Here is a 13,784-nt window from a genome sequence, read left to right as displayed (position 1 = left end):
CAACCCGTCGTGACGATCACGTCCGGCGGGGCCGCCGCAGGGCCTCGACGGCGAGCCGCGCGGCGGCGCCGATCACCGCGTCGGCCTGCGGCAGCGCGGCCACGGGACGGGCGGCGCGGGTGAACACCGCGACGGCGTATCGGCCGCCGTCGGGATACTCGACGACGCCGATCTCGTTGCGGATCGTCGGCAGGGTGCCGGTCTTCCCGCCGACCCGGACGTCGTCGAACGGGAAGCCCGCCGACAGCCGGTGCGGCCAGACCTGGAGGCCGAACATCCGCCGCATCTGCGCGCACGCGGCGGGCGGGGCGGCCTCGTCGCGCCAGACGAGCCCGAGCAGCGCGGCCATCTCGCGCGGCGTGGACCGGGACGTCAGGACGGGGTTCAGGGCCCGGATCCGCTCGGGCAGCCCGGGCTCGTCCAGCCGGGCCCACAGCTCGCCGAAGTCGGCGGCGCCCGCGTCGGCGAGCATCCCGGCGAACAGCTCGCGGCCGTTGCCGGTGATCCGGGTGGCGGTGAGGCCGAGCGCGGCCAGGTCGGCGTTGACGGCGTCCGCGCCGCCGACCCGGTCGTAGAGGACGTCGGCCGCCGCGTTGTCGCTGACGGTGATCATGAGGGCGGCCAGGTCGCGCAGGGAGAGCGTGACGTCGTCCAGCAGGATCGACGTCCCGGTCGGCCCCTCCGCGCGGTCCCCGGGCCGCAGCGTGACGCGTTCGGCCGGGTCGAGCAGCCCCGCGGCGGCCCGCCGGAAGAACGCGACGAGCAGCGGCACCTTGAACACCGACGCGAGCACGACGGGCTCGTCGGCGCGGACCCCGACGCGGCGGCCGGTGTCGACGTCCTCGGCGTGCAGCCAGCCGGTGACCCCGGCGGCGCGGAACGCGTCCTCGACGGCCTTCACGCGAGGAACCCCGAGGACGGGCGGAACTCGACGCGGCGGAGCGGGCCGGCGCCGAGCGGGGTCATGCCGGCCTCGGCGCGCAGCACGGCGGTGGCGACGGCGGCGAAGTCGGCGACGGCCGGGTCCGCGCCGTCGGCGCGCCAGGCGCAGGACGTCCGCCAGACGATCGGGTCCCCGGCGAGCGCCCGCCACGCGGTGCCGGGCGGGACGGCGGCCGGTTCGGGGACGAGCGCGACGGCCGTCCCGGACAGGACGAGCCCGAGCGCGAACTCGGCGCGCCGCGCGGTGTGGACGGCGGGCGGGTCGTAGCCGTCGCGGCGGCACGCGGCGAGCCATTCGTCGTGGCTGCCGGGCGCCTCGTCGCGGGGGAACAGGACGAGGTCGCGCCCCGCGAGGTCGCCGAGCCGGGGTTCGGCGGGGGCGTCGGCGGCGGGCAGCAGCGCGCCGATCCGCTGGCCGAGCATCGGGCCGAGCGCGAGGCCGCGCGTGTCGCAGGGGTGGCGCAGCACGCCGGCGTCCAGGGTGCCGTCGGCGAGCGCGGCGGCCTGCTGGGCGGTCGGGGTCTCGCGCAGGTCCAGCCGGACGGCGGGCCGCCGGGCGCGGAACGCGGCGATGAGCGCGGCGACGACGCCGCCGCCGAGCCCGGCGGGGATCCCGGCGCGCAGCGCGCCGTCCGCGCTCTGCCGGACGCGGTCGCCGAGCGTGTGGACGCGGTCGGCGAGGGCGAGGAGTTCGCGGGCGTCGTCCAGCAGGAGCCGTCCGGCGGGGGTCGGGACGACGCGGCGGCTGGACCGGTCGAACAGCGTGACGCCGAGTTCGCTCTCCAGCCGCCGGATCCGCTGGCTGAGCGGCGGCTGGGCCATGCCGAGCCGTTCGGCGGCCCGGCCGAAGTGCAGTTCCTCGGCGACCGCGACGAAGCACCGCAGATGGCCGACGAGGTTCACGGCCAGCGACGATATCAAATCCGGTATACAACCGAGAACCATATGAATCTTGGACAAATCGCCGCCGACCTGGTGTCCTGTCCGCCGGGGGATCCACAGACGGACGGGGGACGGGATGCGGCGGGCCTGGCTCGTGATCGCGGCGATTGCGGTGGTGCTGGCGGGCGGGGGAGCGTTCTGGCTCCTGCGCAAGGACGACGGCCCGGGCGACACCGCCCGCCGCTACCTCGCCGCGTGGACGCGCGGCGACTTCCCGGCCGTGGCGGCGCTGACCGAGGGCGCCCCGCCCGACCTCGCGCGGCGGCTGGGCGCGGCGCACGACGACATGGCGGCGTCACGGCAGGTCTACACCGTCGCGTCCACGGGCGACAGAACCGTGTCCTTCGAGGCCACCTTCACGCTCGCCGGGAACCGGACGTGGTCGTACACGGGCGTCCTGCCGTTCACCAAGTCCGGTGGCAAGTGGCGCGTGGCCTGGACGCCGGAGATCCTCTACCCCGGCCTCAAGGACGGCCAGCGGCTGAAGACCTCGCGCGCGTGGCCGTCGCGGGCGGCCGTCCACGCTGCCGACGGCACGACGCTGAGCGGCCCGGGCTCGGCGGGCCAGCTCGCCGGGACGACCGCGCCCGCCACGGCCGACGACGCCCGCAAGATCGGCGCCCCCTACAAGAAGGGCGACCTGGTCGGCACCGACGGCCTCCAGCGCCAGTACGAGCGGCGGCTCGCCGGGACGCCCGCGCTGGCCGTCCAGATCGTCGACGGTTCCGGCGCCGTAGTGAAGACCCTCCAGCGCTTCGGCGGCAAGGACGGCACGCCGCTCACGACCACGATCGACGCGAAGGCGCAGCGGGCCGCGTCCGCCGCGCTCGCCGACGTGGACAAGCCCGCCTCGCTCGTCGCGCTCCGCCCGTCCACCGGGGAGATCCTGGCGGTCGCCAACAAGCCCGGCGGCTACAACCGGGCGCTGATGGGCCGCTACCCGCCCGGCTCGACGTTCAAGGTCGTCACGGCGGCGGCGCTGGTCGCGGGCGGGATGGGCGCGGGCACGCCGGTCGCGTGCCCGGCGACGGTGTCCATCGGCGGCCGGACGTTCAAGAACAGCGAGTACGAGAAGTTCGGGACCGTCCCGCTCCGGGAGGCGTTCGCGCACTCCTGCAACACGACGTTCGCCAAGCTCGCCGTGGACCGGCTCGGTGAGAAGCGGCTGGCGCAGGTCGCCGCGCAGTTCGGGTTCAACGCGCCGATCATCGGCGGGCTGCCCGCCGTCCGCGCCGCGTTCCCCGCCACCGCCGACGCGACCGGCCTCGCCGCCGCCGCGTTCGGGCAGGGCGAGGTGCTGACGAGCCCGCTCAACATGGCGGCCGTCGCGGGCGCCGCGGCGGCGGGCACCTGGCGGTCGCCGCGCATCGTGGCGCCGGGCCTCGTCTCGCAGGCCGTGGACGCGGGCGGACGCAAGCCCGAGCCGCCCCATGCCCTCGACCCCGCCGTCAAGCGCGCCCTGCACACGCTGATGCCCGCCGTCGTCAGCGAGGGAACGGCGCGCGGGGTGGACTTCCCGTCCGGGACGGCGGGCAAGACCGGCACCGCCGAGTTCGGCTCCGGGACGAACCCGCCCACGCACGCCTGGTTCATCGGCTACCGGGGCGACCTGGCGTTCGCCGTGGTGATCGAGGGCGGCGGCACCGGGGCCGAGGCGGCGGCGCCCGTCGCGGCGGCGTTCCTGCGCGCGGCGTCGTGAGGCTCAGAGCCAGTCGTTCCGCTTGAACACGCCGTAGAGCCCGACGCCGAGCAGCACCAGCACGACGGAGCTGACCACGAAACCGGACGTCGCGTCCCGGCCGGGGAAGGCTAGGTTCTGCCCGAAGAACCCGGTCACGGCGGTCGGGACGGCGATGATCGCGGCCCAGCTCGTGACCTTCTTCATCACCTCGTTGAGCCGGTTGTCCTGGAGCGCGATGCGGGTTTCGAGCAGGTCGGCGACGAGGTCGCGCAGCCCGTCGGTCCACTCGCCGACGTGCAGCGCGTGGTCGTAGACGTCCTGGTAGTACGGCCGCATCGTGTTCGGGACGAGTTCGGTGTCGCGGCGCAGCAGCGTGCTCAGGATCTCCCGCATCGGCAGCGCGACGCGGCGCAGCGCGGCGAGGTTCTTGCGGAGCCGGAAGCTGCGGTGCTGGATCTCGCGGCCCTGCGGCGCGTCGTCGAAGACCAGCTCCTCCACGGCGTCGGTCTCGTCGTCCAGGGCCTGGACGGCGTCGAGCTGGCCGTCCACGACCTGGTCGAGCAGCCCGTACAGCAGCAGGGACCGGACGTTCTCCGCCTCGTCGGCCACGCCCCGGCTCCACATCCCGAGGTCGTCGTCCCAGCGCCGGACGAGCCCGTCCATGTCGAACGCGTCGTCGTCGCGGACGGTGACGAGCGCCCGGTCGCAGACGAACGCCGACACCTCGTGCAGCGCGAGCCGCCCCTTCGTCGCGGACGCGGCGTAGAGGTTGAGGAAGATGTAGCCGTCGTAGCGGTCGAGCTTGGTGCGCTCCCGGCGGGTGACGGCGTCCTCCAGCGCGACGTGGTCGAGGCCGAGCACGTCGGCGACGAGCCGCAGGTCGTCGTGGGACGGGGCGCGCAGGTCCACCCAGACGGCGGCGTCGTCGGGGGCGACGCGGTCGCGCAGTTCGGTGAGCGGGAAGTCGTCCGCCGTGGTCTTCCCGCCGCGCCACTGACGCGTGCGGACCTGGGACGGGTCGGAGGTCATGGCGTCCCTTATACCCGGATGCGCCGCTTCCACCGTCCCGGTCAGCCCGGCTCGGCGCGGTAGGTGAGCACCGCGCCGTCGTCCTCGGCGAGCCGGAACCCGGCCTTCTCCAGGACGCTGACAAGCGCCCCGCCGCCGGGGGCACCGGTTTGCTAGCGCGGCGGGGCGGTGGACGCCCGCACGACCAGCGCGCCGGGCAGCGCGACGGACGCGGGGCGCCGCCCGTCGAGCAGGTCGAGCAGCGCCGTCATGCCGCGCGCGCCGAGGTCCCCGGCGGGCAGCCGGACGGTCGTCAGCTCCGGCTCCAGCGCGGTGGCGAGCTGCTCGTCGTCGAATCCGGTGACCGACACGTCGCCGGGGACCGCGAGGCCGCGCAGCCGGGCCGCCTTGTAGGCGCCGGCGGCCATCACGTCGTCGTCGCAGACCAGCGCGGTGGGGCGGGACGGGCCGTCCAGCAGCGCGCCCGCCGCGTCCCGGGCCGCCGCGACGTCCAGCGCGGCGGCGGCGCGCGTCCACGAGCCGCCCGGCAGCGCGTCCACGGCGGCGGCGAGGGCGGCGCCGCGCGCGTGGAACGTCCACTGGTCCAGCGCCGCCGCGACGTGCCCGAAGCGGCGGTGGCCGAGCGCCGCGAGATGGGCGACGACCGCGCGCATCCCGTCCTCGACGGCGAACGCCACGGTCGGGACGGGCCCGGCGGGGTCGCTGTCGAGCAGGACGAGCGGGAGGCCGCCGAACCCCGCGGGGACGTCCGGCCCGACCGACGACACGAGGACCCCGTCGATCGCCTCCTCGGACGCGGCGAACGGGCTTCCGGCGGGCCCGGCGCCGTCCGGCCACGGGTACAGGACGACCCCGAACCCGTGCCGCGCGGCGACCCGCGCCGCACCGTCGTAGACGGCGCCGAAGAACGGGACGATCGACGGCACGAGGAACAGGACCGTCCGGGCCGTGCCGAGCCGCAGGCTGCGCGCCGCGCGGTTCGGCCGGTAGCCGAGGCGGCCCGCGGCGTCCTGCACGACGGCGGCGGTGGCGGGGGAGACGCGGCCGGTCCACTTCCCGCCGAGGACGAGCGACACCGTGGACTGCGAGACCCCGGCCGCCCGCGCGACGTCCCGGCTCGTCGGACGCGCGGCGGGGCCGCCGGTGGCGTGCAACGGGGCCTCCCTCGACGACGTGCCGACGACGTCCAGGTTACGGCCTTGACACAGGTGTCAGTTCTGGAGTCTGTGCAGAATTACATGGCTGTACACGCCTTCGCGGTGGTTTGGTAGGGCGCATCAAGTAATACGTATGACTCGCCGGTAACTACGCCGCCTCGGGGGCCGGATGCTCGCCTACGTCCACTTCCTGCGCACGCCCTACGCCGCGCGGCTGATCGGCGGCACGCTACTCGGCCGGCTGCCCAACGGGATGGCGGTGCTCGCGATCGTCCTGCACGTCCGCGCGGGCCACGGCGGCTACCCGCTCGCCGGGACGCTCGCCGCCGTCTCCGGCCTCGCGATGGCGGCGGGCCAGCCGGTGCTCGGCCGCGCGATGGACCGGCACGGGCAGGCGCGGGTGCTGATCCCGGCGGCGCTGGTGGCCGCCGCCGGGTACGCGGTGCTCGCGGGCGTCGGCGCGCGTCCGCTGCCCGTCGCGACGGCCGCCGTGGTCGTCGCCGGGTTCGCGACGCCGCCGCTGGAGGCGGGCCTGCGCGCGCTGTGGCCGGACGTGCTGCGCGACCCCGGCCAGGTGCAGGTCGCCTACGCGCTGGACGCCGCCGCGCAGGAGGTGCTGTTCACCGTCGGGCCGCTGCTCGTCGTGGCCGCCGCCGCGTGGTCGACGTCCGCCGCGCTGCTGCTGACCGGCGTGCTCGGCGTCGCCGGGACGCTCGTCGTCGCGGGCTCGCGGCCGTCGCGGCGCTGGCGCGGCGCGGACCGCGCGGCGGACTGGGCCGGGCCGCTGCGCTCGCCGGGCCTGCGGCGGCTGCTGCTCGCGCTGGCGTTCGCGGGCGTCGCGCTCGGCGTGTACGCGGTCGCGGTCGTCGCCTACGCCGAGCGCGCCGGACGGGCGGAGGCGTCCGGCCTGCTCCTCGCCGCGATGGCGGCGGGCGCGCTGACCGGCGGCCTGGTCTACGGCGCGCTGTCGTTCACCCGGGACCCGGCGGCGCGGCTGCCGTGGCTGCTCGCGGCGCTCGCGGCCGGCTACCTCCCGCTCGCGTGGGCGCCGCCGCTGCCGGTGATGCTGGTGCTCGCGTTCGGCAGCGGCGTGTTCCTCGCGCCGTCCCTGGCCTGCTGCTTCTCGCTGGTGGACCGCCTCGCCCCGGCCGGGACGGTCACCGAGGCGTTCGCGTGGATCGTCGCCGCCGTCGGCGCGGGCAGTTCGCTCGGCTCGTTCGCCGCCGGCTTCGGCCAGGACCTCGCGGGCGTGCCCGGCGCGTTCGCGGGCGCGGCGGCGGGCGGCGCACTGGCCCTGCTGACCGTCCTGACCGCCGCACGCCTCCTCCGCCCCGTCCCACCCCCCACCGGCGCACGCCCCCCACTGGCCGTAGCCGCCCACCACGACACCTGACCCCCACCGCCCGCCCGCGCTGTCCGCCCGCGCTGTCCGCCCGCGCTGTCCGCCCGCGCTGTCCGCCCGCGCCGTCCGCCCGCGCCGTCAGGCCCGCGGCGTTCGGTGCGCGGTGTTTGGCCCGTGTGGGGGAGGTGGTTCGGTCTGGCGGGCGAGGACCGGGGCGGCGTGGTCGGTGATTCTCGGACGCATGAGCGTTGTCACTGAGTCTCGCGGCCGGGTGCGCTCGGCCTGGGTCGTCGCGCATCGGCCCGTGGCCGGCGTGCCGCGGTGGGCGCGCGTCGCCGCGTTCGCGGTGCCGCTCGTGGTGCTGCCGTCGAGCGCGTGGCGGGTCGCCGTCTGCGTCCTCCATCTGCCGGTCGCCGACGGGATGGACGGCTGGGACGGCCCGGGCCCGGTTCCGCTGGAGCTGTACGTCCTCGGGCTGTCGGTCGTGTCGGAGCTTCTCGCGTTCACGGCGGTCGGGCTCGTCGCGGCGTGGGGCGAGGTCTTCCCGCGCTGGGTGCCGTTCTGGCGGGGCCGCCGCGTGCCGACCGGCCTCGCCGTGGTCCCGGGCGCGGTCGGGTCCGCCGCACTGACCGTCCTGTGGACGGCCCTGCTGGCGGGCCTGGCGTTCGGCCGGGCGCCGCGCGGCGCGGACGGGGGAACGAGCCCGCTGAACGTCCACGACTGGCGCGGCGTCCTCGCGCTCGCCTGCTACGTGCCGCTGATCCTGTGGGGCCCGCTGCTCGCGGCGGTGACCTACGCCTACTACCGCCGTCGCGCGCACGGGCGCTGAGAACGGCACGGGCGGGGGACGTGGAGGGGTGGGCGGCGACTTATGATCGGCGTGAGTTCCGCCCGGTGACCGCAGACAGGACCCCCGCATGGCGCCCGAGCCCCCGCCGCCCGCGACGGCGGCGGACCGCATCGACACGACGCGGCCCCATTCCGCCCGCGTCTGGGACCACTGGCTCGGCGGCAAGGACAACTACAAGGTCGACCGCGAGCTGGGCGACCAGGTGGAGCGGACGTTCCCGCACGTCGTCGCGATGGCCCGCGCCGGACGCGCGTTCATGCACCGCGCCGTCGCCCACCTCGCCCGCGACGCCGGGATCCGGCAGTTCCTCGACATCGGGACGGGGATGCCGACGGCCCCGAACGTCCACGAGGTCGCGCAGGGCATCGCGCCGGAGTCGCGGGTCGTGTACGTGGACAACGACCCGGCCGTCCTCGCGCACGCCCGCGCGCTGCTCACCTCGACGGCGCCCGGCTCCTGCGCCTACCTCGACGGCGACCTGCGCGAGCCCGGGCGCGTCCTGTCGCTGGCCGGACGGTCCCTGGACCTCGACGCGCCCGTCGCGGTCCTGCTCATCAGCGTGCTGCACTTCATCGGCGACGACGAGGACGCCGTCAGCATCGTCGGCCGCCTCATGGACCGCCTGCCGCCGGGCAGCCACCTGGCGATCACGCACGCGACCGACGAGATCGGCGGCCCGGCCGTCACGGCGGCGATGGAGGCGTGGAACCGGACGGTCGTGACCCCGCTGCGCCCGCGCGGACGCGACGCGTTCACCGAGCTGTTCTTCACCCGGCTCGGCCTGGAGCTGGTGGAGCCGGGGGTCGTGTCGCCGCCGCACTGGCGTCCGGGGGCGTCCGCCGCGCCGCACCAGCCGGACGTGCCGTACTGGGTCGGCGTGGCGCGCAAGCCGTAGCCGCCCACACGGCGAGCGCCGCCGCGCTGAACCCGGCGCCGAGCGCGCACACGGCGCCCCAGCCCGCCGCCGCGTACAGCGCGGTCGCGGCGAGCGCGCCTGACGCGCTGCCCGCCGAGTAGAAGACCATGTACCCGCCGATGACGCGCGACCCCGCGTCCGGCCGGGCCGCATAGATGACGCTCTGGCTCGTGACGTGGACGGCCTGCACCGCGAAGTCGAGCACGACGACGCCCACCGCCAGCGCCCACAGCGACGCCCCGGTGAACGCCAGCGGCAGCCAGGACACGGTGAGCAGCACGAGCCCCGCCGAGGTCGTCCACGCCGCCCGGCCGCGGTCGCCGAGCCGTCCGGCCAGCGGCGCGGCGAGCGCGCCCGCCGCGCCCGCGAGCCCGAACGCGCCGATCGCGGCCGGGGAGAGGCCGCGCGCGCTCAGCGGCAGCGCGACGCAGCTCCACAGCGTGCTGAACGCGGCGAAGACCAGCAGCGCGAGGACGCCCCGCAATCGCAGCACGGGCTCGCGCGCGAACAACGCCACGGTCGATCGCAGCAGCCGCCCGTACCCGGGAGACGGCGCAAAGTCCCGAGACGGCAGGGCGCGGTGCAGAGCGAGGGCGAGAACACCCGTGACGGCCGCCGACGCCAGGTACACGGCCCGCCAGCCCGCGAGGTCGGCCAGCGCGCCCGCGACCGCGCGGGCGAGCAGGATCCCGGTGACGATGCCGCCGGTGACGAGCCCGACGACGCGTCCGCGTCGAGAAGGGACCGCCAGCGCGGCGGCGAACGCCACGAGCGTCTGCGCGACGACCGCGAGCAGCCCCACGGCGGCGACGCCCGCCAGCAGCACCGCCGCGGACGGCGCGACGCCGACGACCGCGAGGGCCGCCGCGAGCGCGAGCGTCTGCCCGACGACGAGCCGCCGCCGGTCCGCGACGTCGCCGAGCGGGACGAGCAGGAACAGCCCGAGCCCGTACCCGACCTGGGTGACGGTGACGACCGCGCCGAGCGCGCCGGACCCGATGCCGAGGTCGCGGCCGAGCGCGGGCAGGAGCGGCTGGGCGAAGTAGACGTTCGCGACGGCCGAGCCGCACGCGACGGCGAGGAGCGCGACGACGCGCGGCCCCATGGGCACCTCCAAACGGTTGCAACTTGCTACCGAAAAGGCAAGGTAGCATGTTGCAACCAAGGAGGCGGCATGGTGCGGCGGACGAGGCTGGACGACAACGAGTGCCCGGTCGCGCGCTCGGTGGACGCCATCGGCGACTGGTGGTCCCTGCTGATCGTGCGCGACGCGTTCGACGGCAGCCGACGGTTCGGCGAGTTCCAGCGCAGCCTCGGCGTCGCGAAGAACATCCTCGCGGCGCGGCTGCGGGCGCTGGTGGACGGCGGCGTGCTCGCGTCCGTCCCGGCCCGCGACGGCGGCGCGCACCGCGAGTACGTCCTGACGGAGAAGGGCGAGGCGCTGTTCCCCGTCATCGTCGCGCTGCGGCAGTGGGGCGAGGGGCACTTCTTCGCGCCCGGCGAGGAGCGCTCACGGCTCGTGGACCGCCGGGACGGGCGTCCGCTGCGCCCGCTGGAGGTCCGTGCCGGCGACGGACGCCCCGTCGCGCCCGCCGACACGGTCGTTCGGAAACCGGCGGGATGACCGTGCGGGGAGGGCACCGCCATGCCCTCCCGCGCACGGGGCTCAGGAACCGAGGAATTCGAGCAGGTCCCCGTTGAAGCGCTCCTTGTACCCGGGTACGCTCGCCATCCCGTGCGACCCGCCCTCGTAGACGTTCAGGGTCGCGTACGACACGATCTCGGCGGCCTTGCGCGCCGTCGCGTCGATCGGGACGATCTGGTCGTCGTCGCCGTGGACGATCAGCGTCGGCACGTCGAAGCGCCGCAGGTCCTCGGTGAAGTCGGTGAACGCGAAGGCGTCCACGCACGCCACGCCCGCCTGGATGTTCTCCTGCATCGCCATCTGCCAGAAGGCGTACTTGTTGCCCATGGTGACGTCGTTGCCGGGCCGGTTCGCGCCGTAGAACTGGTCGGACAGGTCCAGCCAGAACTGCGACCGCTCGTGCAGGATGCCGTCCTTGAGGCCCTCCAGGACGTCCTTCGGCACGCCCTCGGGGTTGGACTCGGTCTGCCCGAGCAGCGGCGGGATCGCCGACAGCAGGACGGCCTTGCCGACCCGTCCGGTGCCGTACCGGCCGATGTAGCGGGTGATCTCGCCGCCGCCCATCGAGTGCGCGACGAGCGACACGCCCTTGAGGTCCAGCGCCTCGATCACGTCGGACAGGTCGTCGGCGAACGTGTCGAAGTCGTAGCCCCCGTAGGGCTGGCTGGACCGGCCGTGGCCCCGCCGGTCGTGCGCGATGGCGCGGTACCCGGCGTCCACGACCGCCTTCATCTGGTCCTGCCACGCGTCGGCGTTCAGGGGCCAGCCGTGGCTGAACAGCACGGGCGGGCCGCTGCCCCAGTCGTGGTAGTAGATCTCCGTTCCGTCGCGGGTCGTCACGAACCCCATGGCGCTCCTCCTTCGGCCTGGATCAAGGGGCCGCACCTGCCCCCGGGGACGACCCGCCAAAGGTCCGCGCGCGAACCTTTTACCCGGCCGTGACGGTCAGGCGCGCGCGTAGCGGCCGGGCGGGACGCCCACGGCGGCGGTGAAGTCGCGCGTCAGATGGGCCTGGTCGCTGTAGCCGAGGTCGGACGCGAGCGCGGCCCAGTCCACCGGCGCGCCCGCGTGGGCGCGCGCGGCGGCCTCGTGCAGGCGGGCGCGGCGCAGGACCCACTTCGGGGAGACGCCGACGTGGTCGGCGAAGAGGCGCTGGAGCGTCCGCATCGAGACGCCGAGGTCGGCGGCGAGCCGGTCCACCCGGACGAGCGCCGGGTCGGCGGTGATCCGCCGGACGATCTCCGCCGCGTCCGCCGCGCCGGGCGGCAGGGGCGCGGCGAGCCGGGGCCGCAGGAACTCCTCGACGACCGAGGTGTCCTCGGGGGCGGCGAGGACGCGCGCGTTCAGCTCGTCCACCGCCGGGCCGAGCAGGTCGGACGCCGGGACGCGCCGGTCCGTCAGGTCCGCCGCCGGGCCGGGCCACAGCGGATGGAACCCGCCGGGCAGGAACCGGACGCCGAGCACGTGGCCCGTCCCGGTGAGGCGCCGCGTGAAGACCGACCGGTCCACGCCGTACACGAGCGGGACGGGCTCCTCGAACACCAGATGGATGTTCGGATGGGAGAGCACCTTCGTCTCGTACGGCTCGTCCACCTCCCACCGGACGTGCCAGTAGTACTCGACGCACGCCGCGAGATCGGTGCTCGCCGGATAGGTCGCGACCGTGACGATCGGGGCGTGCTGCTCCGGGTAGAGCACTCCGCGCGGTAGGTCGGCCATAGCCCCAGGTTAATGTCGCGTTTGTTCAAGACCGGACGCACCGGCCGTCCCTACGCTCGAACGCATGAACGAACTGCACGAGCACATGGCCGCGTGCGCGCGGGAGGCGGCGCGCGTGGCGCGGGGCGTCGACGGCACGCCGCTGGACGGCGCGACCCCCTGCACGGAGTACGACGTCCGCGCCCTGGTGAACCACTGGGTCCTCTACACGTCCTACGGGCTGGAGCGCCGCGCCCGCCGCGAGCCGATCCCCGACGAGCTGACGGCCCGCGACTTCACCGCCGAGGACGGCTGGGCCGACGCCTATGCCGCGCAGCTCGACCGCGCGGTCAAGGCGTGGGACGACCCGGCGGTGTGGGAGGGCGACATCGACTTCGGCGGCGGATCGGCCCCGGCCGCGGAGGTGGCGGCGCTCATCGTCAAGGAGATGGCCGTCCACGGCTGGGACGTCGCGAAGGCCACCGGCCAGGAATTCAACGTCGCGCCCTCGACCGGCGAGCTGCTGTACGGCGTCGTGGAGCGCAACGCCGAGCTGTACCGGCAGTACAACGGGTTCGCCGAGCCCGTCGAGCCTACCGCCGGCGCCACCGCGTTCGAGAAGGCCCTCGCCCTTTCGGGCCGCGACCCGCGCTGGAAGCCCTGACCGACACGGCCGAAGCCCTTCCGGTGTGACGGGGATCTCCGCAAGGGTGGGGCCATGGAGAAGATCGCGGTCGTCACCGGGGCGTCATCGGGGATCGGCAGGGAGGTCGCCCGCGCGCTCGCCCGGCGCGGCTTCCGCGTGGGGATGGTCGGCCGCAGCGAGGTGCGGGGCGCCGACGCCGCCGCGGCCGTCCGCGCGGACGCCCCGGACGCCCGGATCGAGACCTTCTTCGGCGACCTGTCCTCGCGCGCCGAGGTCCGCGCCCTCGCCGAGCGCATCCTGGACCGCTACCCCCGGCTCGACGTCCTCGTGAACAACGCGGGCGTCCACCTGCGCCGCGCCAAGGTCAGCGTGGACGGCTTCGACCGCATGGTCGCCACCAACCACCTCGGCCCGTTCCTGCTCACCGGCCTGCTGCGCGACCTGCTCGTGAAGTCGGCGCCGTCGCGGATCGTGGTGGTCGCGTCCGAGGCGTACCGGCGCGCGGGGACGCTGGATGTCGCGCGGTTCGCCGAGCCCGGCGTGTACGGGGCGGGCGGCTCGCACAAGGTGTACGCGCGGACGAAGCTGCTGAACCTGCTGTTCGCCGCCGAACTGGCCGACCGGCTCGCCGGGACGGGCGTGGCCGTCCACGCGCTGTGTCCCGGGCCGGTCGCGACGGGCCTCGGGCGCGACCTGCCCGTCCCGTCGCGCACCGGCGCGCTCCTGGCGCGGACGCCGCTGCTGCGCACGCCCGAGCAGGCCGCGCGGGCCGTGGTGCGGCTGGCCGCCGACCCCGGATACGACACCGGCACCGGTTACCACCCCTCGGTGCGTCCCGCGCGGCTGCTGCGGGCGTCCCCGGCCGTGCGCGACCCCGAGCTGCGCCGGGCGGTGTGGGAGCGTTCGGAGCAGCTCGTCGGGCTTCCGTCCCGCTAG

General features: G+C 75.6%; 13 protein-coding genes and 1 pseudogene. 7 read left to right on the top strand and 7 right to left on the bottom strand.

Annotated elements, in window-relative coordinates:
* Nucleotides 1-16: 16 nt before the first annotated feature.
* Both GQ466_RS28950 and GQ466_RS28945 read right to left on the bottom strand, forming a co-directional pair.
* On the bottom strand, nucleotides 17-901 hold the full coding sequence (locus GQ466_RS28950; RefSeq protein WP_161106246.1) for a serine hydrolase: 885 nt from the start codon (nucleotides 899-901) through the stop codon (nucleotides 17-19).
* Complete coding sequence (locus tag GQ466_RS28945) at nucleotides 898-1,845, bottom strand: LysR substrate-binding domain-containing protein (protein WP_161106245.1); 948 nt, start codon at nucleotides 1,843-1,845, stop codon at nucleotides 898-900. The genes GQ466_RS28950 and GQ466_RS28945 overlap by 4 nt, the downstream gene beginning before the upstream one ends.
* A 115-nt stretch (nucleotides 1,846-1,960) precedes the next feature.
* Here GQ466_RS28945 and GQ466_RS28940 point away from each other — a divergent pair, with 115 nt between their 5' ends.
* Nucleotides 1,961-3,583, top strand: a complete 1,623-nt coding sequence (locus GQ466_RS28940) for a penicillin-binding transpeptidase domain-containing protein (RefSeq protein WP_161106244.1) — start codon at nucleotides 1,961-1,963, stop codon at nucleotides 3,581-3,583.
* Between the two features lie 3 nt (nucleotides 3,584-3,586).
* Here GQ466_RS28940 and GQ466_RS28935 read toward each other — a convergent pair whose 3' ends face one another.
* Nucleotides 3,587-4,594 carry a magnesium transporter CorA family protein gene (locus GQ466_RS28935; RefSeq protein ID WP_161106243.1) on the bottom strand — a complete coding sequence of 336 codons (1,008 nt, stop codon included), beginning with the start codon at nucleotides 4,592-4,594 and terminating at the stop codon, nucleotides 3,587-3,589.
* A gap of 152 nt (nucleotides 4,595-4,746) precedes the next feature.
* Entirely contained in the window at nucleotides 4,747-5,748 is a 1,002-nt protein-coding gene (locus GQ466_RS28930) for a LacI family DNA-binding transcriptional regulator (RefSeq protein ID WP_161106242.1), read from the bottom strand.
* A 172-nt stretch (nucleotides 5,749-5,920) separates the two neighbouring features.
* Between GQ466_RS28930 and GQ466_RS28925 the strand changes: the two genes are divergently transcribed.
* The 3 genes from GQ466_RS28925 to GQ466_RS28915 all read left to right on the top strand — a co-directional run bounded on the left by GQ466_RS28925 (nucleotide 5,921) and on the right by GQ466_RS28915 (nucleotide 8,838).
* Nucleotides 5,921-7,144: an MFS transporter gene (locus GQ466_RS28925; RefSeq protein ID WP_161106241.1), complete on the top strand. Its 1,224-nt coding sequence runs from the start codon at nucleotides 5,921-5,923 to the stop codon at nucleotides 7,142-7,144.
* Between the two features lie 190 nt (nucleotides 7,145-7,334).
* Complete coding sequence (locus tag GQ466_RS28920) at nucleotides 7,335-7,922, top strand: hypothetical protein (protein WP_161106240.1); 588 nt, start codon at nucleotides 7,335-7,337, stop codon at nucleotides 7,920-7,922.
* Nucleotides 7,923-8,010: 88 nt separating this feature from the next.
* Nucleotides 8,011-8,838, top strand: a complete 828-nt coding sequence (locus tag GQ466_RS28915; protein ID WP_161106239.1) for an SAM-dependent methyltransferase — start codon at nucleotides 8,011-8,013, stop codon at nucleotides 8,836-8,838.
* A 7-nt stretch (nucleotides 8,839-8,845) separates the two neighbouring features.
* Here GQ466_RS28915 and GQ466_RS28910 read toward each other — a convergent pair.
* Nucleotides 8,846-9,964 (bottom strand): annotated as a pseudogene (locus GQ466_RS28910) (MFS transporter); the annotation flags it as partial.
* 69 nt (nucleotides 9,965-10,033) lie between these two features.
* On the opposite strand from GQ466_RS28910, the gene GQ466_RS28905 reads away from it, so the two are divergent.
* Nucleotides 10,034-10,483, top strand: a complete 450-nt coding sequence (locus GQ466_RS28905; RefSeq protein ID WP_161106237.1) for a winged helix-turn-helix transcriptional regulator — start codon at nucleotides 10,034-10,036, stop codon at nucleotides 10,481-10,483.
* Nucleotides 10,484-10,525: 42 nt separating this feature from the next.
* Here the strand turns inward: GQ466_RS28905 and GQ466_RS28900 are convergent, their stop codons facing one another.
* Both GQ466_RS28900 and GQ466_RS28895 read right to left on the bottom strand, forming a co-directional pair.
* On the bottom strand, nucleotides 10,526-11,353 hold the full coding sequence (locus tag GQ466_RS28900) for an alpha/beta fold hydrolase (protein ID WP_161106236.1): 828 nt from the start codon (nucleotides 11,351-11,353) through the stop codon (nucleotides 10,526-10,528).
* A gap of 96 nt (nucleotides 11,354-11,449) precedes the next feature.
* Nucleotides 11,450-12,223, bottom strand: a complete 774-nt coding sequence (locus GQ466_RS28895; protein WP_161106235.1) for a helix-turn-helix domain-containing protein — start codon at nucleotides 12,221-12,223, stop codon at nucleotides 11,450-11,452.
* Between the two features lie 64 nt (nucleotides 12,224-12,287).
* On the opposite strand from GQ466_RS28895, the gene GQ466_RS28890 reads away from it, so the two are divergent.
* Nucleotides 12,288-12,866 carry a TIGR03086 family metal-binding protein gene (locus GQ466_RS28890; protein WP_161106234.1) on the top strand — a complete coding sequence of 193 codons (579 nt, stop codon included), beginning with the start codon at nucleotides 12,288-12,290 and terminating at the stop codon, nucleotides 12,864-12,866.
* 54 nt (nucleotides 12,867-12,920) lie between these two features.
* A complete protein-coding gene (locus tag GQ466_RS28885) occupies nucleotides 12,921-13,784 on the top strand; it encodes an SDR family NAD(P)-dependent oxidoreductase (RefSeq protein ID WP_161106233.1) in 864 nt (287 codons plus the stop codon).

The sequence above is a fragment of the Actinomadura rayongensis genome, assembly GCF_009831215.1.
Classification (GTDB): Bacteria; Actinomycetota; Actinomycetes; order Streptosporangiales; family Streptosporangiaceae; genus Spirillospora; species Spirillospora rayongensis.
This window is presented reverse-complemented; position numbering and strand designations above follow the sequence as displayed.

Coding starts and splice junctions, on each gene's coding strand:
- GQ466_RS28940 (WP_161106244.1), top strand. CDS start 1,961: ATGCGGCGGGCCTGGCTCGTGATCGCGGCGATTGCGGTGGTGCTGGCG.
- GQ466_RS28935 (WP_161106243.1), bottom strand. CDS start 4,594: ATGACCTCCGACCCGTCCCAGGTCCGCACGCGTCAGTGGCGCGGCGGG.
- GQ466_RS28925 (WP_161106241.1), top strand. CDS start 5,921: ATGCTCGCCTACGTCCACTTCCTGCGCACGCCCTACGCCGCGCGGCTG.
- GQ466_RS28920 (WP_161106240.1), top strand. CDS start 7,335: ATGAGCGTTGTCACTGAGTCTCGCGGCCGGGTGCGCTCGGCCTGGGTC.
- GQ466_RS28915 (WP_161106239.1), top strand. CDS start 8,011: ATGGCGCCCGAGCCCCCGCCGCCCGCGACGGCGGCGGACCGCATCGAC.
- GQ466_RS28905 (WP_161106237.1), top strand. CDS start 10,034: ATGGTGCGGCGGACGAGGCTGGACGACAACGAGTGCCCGGTCGCGCGC.
- GQ466_RS28900 (WP_161106236.1), bottom strand. CDS start 11,353: ATGGGGTTCGTGACGACCCGCGACGGAACGGAGATCTACTACCACGAC.
- GQ466_RS28895 (WP_161106235.1), bottom strand. CDS start 12,223: ATGGCCGACCTACCGCGCGGAGTGCTCTACCCGGAGCAGCACGCCCCG.
- GQ466_RS28890 (WP_161106234.1), top strand. CDS start 12,288: ATGAACGAACTGCACGAGCACATGGCCGCGTGCGCGCGGGAGGCGGCG.
- GQ466_RS28885 (WP_161106233.1), top strand. CDS start 12,921: ATGGAGAAGATCGCGGTCGTCACCGGGGCGTCATCGGGGATCGGCAGG.